At 38.7% G+C, this 3,284-nt stretch carries 4 protein-coding genes; all 4 read left to right on the forward strand.

All coding sequences use genetic code 11. The features are described from left to right. The coding region (locus U1I11_RS21560; RefSeq protein ID WP_322908148.1) for a polymorphic toxin-type HINT domain-containing protein at positions 1-1,641 on the forward strand (1,641 nt) is incomplete at its 5' end. Positions 1,642-1,650: 9 nt separating this feature from the next. Beyond that, positions 1,651-2,205, forward strand: coding sequence for a hypothetical protein (locus tag U1I11_RS21565; RefSeq protein WP_322908149.1), 555 nt, complete (start codon positions 1,651-1,653; stop codon positions 2,203-2,205). 122 nt (positions 2,206-2,327) lie between these two features. Continuing rightward, positions 2,328-2,459 (forward strand): polymorphic toxin-type HINT domain-containing protein, encoded by a 132-nt coding sequence (locus U1I11_RS21715; RefSeq protein ID WP_416235423.1) that lies wholly within the window; start codon positions 2,328-2,330, stop codon positions 2,457-2,459. A gap of 132 nt (positions 2,460-2,591) precedes the next feature. Next, the gene (locus tag U1I11_RS21570) at positions 2,592-2,741 is read left to right on the forward strand and encodes a hypothetical protein (protein WP_322908150.1); all 150 of its coding nucleotides are present in this window, start codon (positions 2,592-2,594) and stop codon (positions 2,739-2,741) included. The last annotated feature ends 543 nt before the right edge of the window (positions 2,742-3,284 follow it).

Genomic DNA, 3,284 nt, shown 5'->3' on the forward strand with positions numbered 1-3,284 from the left:
TATACGTATGATCTGGATAACCGGTTGAAGCAGGATCAGGTTAGCCGAAGTGAACAAGGGAAGGAAAAGGTAACGACGACCTCGTTTGCGTATTTGCCAGATGGCACCCGGTTCCAAAAGAAGGTGAGCGATACGACGGGAGGCACTGCCCAGACGAAAACAATACAGAACTATATTTCGAATGGAGCAGGCAAAGTCATCTTTGAAGCGTCTACGGATACAGGGACGTCCGACTCTAGCCCATCCACAACGCCGGCGTATACGGAATACATTCGCGGGGATCGGGTATTGCTGAAAAAGCAGCCGGGTAGCGCAAAGCTGTACTATTACCTGTACAACGGTCACGGGGATGTCATTGGGATGTTGAATGATGACGGCAGTATGGCGAACACGTATGATTATGATGCATTCGGAACGCTCACGCAGCAGCAGGAGAAGACGGAGAACGCGTTTAAATATGCCGGGGAGTATCTGGATGCAGAGACTGGGTTGTATGATTTGAATGCGCGTTACTATGATCCGAGTATGGGACGGTTTATTAATGAGGATACCCATGAAGGACAGATTAACAATCCGCTGAGTCAAAATGTATATACGTACGTACAGAACAATCCGTTGATTTATGTCGATCCGACAGGGCATGAAACCGGTGCAGTTACTTATGAAACGTCTAATTCCCTGCGACAAGATGTCGTCAATGCCGCTCGATTTGGCGGAATGATTAAGACCACATTAGATTTCTTGGTCTTGGATGATATTGCCACATTACGAGACCCGAATGCATCGGAATGGTCTAAAGCGTTTGCGGCTTTAGGATTAATTCCGGTCGGTAAGGTATTCAAAGGTGGTAAGTTAATCCTGAGTTTGGTGGATGATTCAGGAAAAATAGTCAAACGGGAATATAAACTTTCGGATGAAGCATTGAAAGCAGCAAAGGCATGTAATTGCTTTACAGCAGGAACAAAAGTCAAGACCGATCATGGAGAGAAGAAGATCGAAGACATTGAAATCGGAGATAAGGTTCTTTCGAAAGATGAGGCGACTAGTGAGGTAGCGTATAAAGAAGTTACGGCTCTGCATCGTAACGAGAAAGACACAACGTACAAGTTGTCAGTAAGCAATCAAATTATTGAGACTACGGATAATCATCCATTTTGGGTAGATGGTAAGGGTTGGGTGCTTGCGGTTGATTTGCAGACAGGTGATGAATTAGTCCAAAGTAATGGGAAGCTTCTAAAAATTGACAATATTAAAATTGTACATCACGATGAAAAAGTAAAGGTGTATAACTTTACTGTAGCTGATTTCCATACGTACTTTGTGAGTGATTTAGGGATTTGGGTTCATAATATTGGCGATTGTGATCGTTTACCAAGCCAAGGCCTAGTATCTAGTATTGAAGGTGCTCCCTCTGTTGATGCAGGAAAACAAGGCAAACATGTACTTGGTCATCCTAATTATGTACCAGGCAAGTCAGCGTGGCCAGATGGACAGAACGGTGTAGAGCTTACCCAACAAGCATGGATGAACGGCAAAGTTGTAAAACCGGATGGTACTGTTAAAGTATGGGATAATGGATCAGTGAAAATCAAGGTTCATATAGATGGTAAAGGCAATCTTCATGGTTATCCTATTGATTAAGGAGGATTGATGACTTTGAATAATATAATAAAAATCATAAAAAATATATATGAGAGTGGGAACTTATCTTTTCTGTTATCAACTTATGTAGACAAAGATCATTACATTCATGATTTCAAAAAAATTTTTGCGGATTATTATGTAGAAAATATGACAGATTTTAATTATTCAAAATGTTTTAATATTTGTATAAATTTTTCCGATATTGATTGTTCATTGGCTAGCCAAGAGTTCGAAGACTTGATTTCTGAGACAGGTAGTTTATATAGATTGGAGGTGCAGTTATCAGTGATTGCTCCGTATGCATTAATTAAATACCTTAAATATTACAAAATAGACAAAACTATTGAAGTAAGAAGTAGTAATGTCCCTTTTCTTCCGAATCAAAGTAATGCAGACAAAATCATAAAGCAGTTTTTGCAAGAAAAATGTTACTCATTGCTAAATGACGATATTTTAACTCAAGCTGTTTCTGGAGTAAAGTTGGAATTGCAAGAAGGCACGCCTAGTGTTTATAATTGTTTGTTTGAAGATATGTCTTCTTACTATCCTTACAATAGATGAATTAATTACATTACTCTAAACCCATCAAACACTTGATGGGTTTCTTTGTATCGTCATGATGAATCCAACCGCAAGTAAAGCATCTTTGTATAGATGGCAAAGGATGGGTACTTGCGGTTGATTTGCAGACGGGGGATGAATTAGTCCAAAGTAATGGGAAGCTTCTGAAAATTGACAATATTAAAATTGTACATCACGATGAAAAGGTAAAGGTCTATAACTTTACTGTAGCTGATTTCCATACATACTTGTGAGTGATTTAGGGATTTGGGTTCATAATATTAACTGTATATTCACTAACAGGAAGCTTTTCGAAACATCGGTCAAACCAAAATCTGGTCTTTTTAATAAAGAGAGTAGCAGGAGTTGAAATTAAGGATAGTACTTTGATTTTAAAACATTTAGCTATTTATCCTGATGGAGTTGTTGGTAATGCAGCTAAAAACAGTGTGAGTGCTAAAGATTTTGTTGTTTGGAAAAATCAGGTGAAAGAGATGGAAAAGGAGCCCCAAAGAGTCATGTTGATGGAGCTATAGAGGGTACACTTCGTTATAAAAAGAATGGAAAGTATGTTGATATTGCACTAGATGGGACAAGTGTTTCTTTGGGCAAGTCCTAATATATTCACCTGAGTTGGAGGTCTTCAGATTTGAATAAAGATGATGTTTTTTCGAGAATATCTGATATGCATAAATCCATAATGATGAACCCGTTCCCTTATAAAGACACAAGCCGAATAATACAATTTTATTGAATCAAGTTTAAAAAGATATCTCGACTTTCAAAAAAAGTAGTGTAATCATGAGAAATCAAGAAAATTAATTCTTGATTTCTTGAACAGTTAAATACAATTGTTGACTTTGGGTGTTATCCTCAAGGTCTTTCTTTTATTCCTTTCCTAGAGTATTTACGCAAACTCGTATGCCGTGAGCAACACTTCACTGCGGAAAGAAAAAGGTAACGACGACCTCGTTTGCGTATTTGCCAGATGGCACCCGGTTCCAAAAGAAGGTGAGCGATACGACGGGAGGCACTGCCCAGACGAAAACAATACAGAACTATATTTCGAATGGAGCAGG

The organism is Paenibacillus campi, assembly GCF_034659835.1.
Lineage (GTDB): Bacteria > Bacillota > Bacilli > Paenibacillales > Paenibacillaceae > Saccharibacillus > Saccharibacillus campi.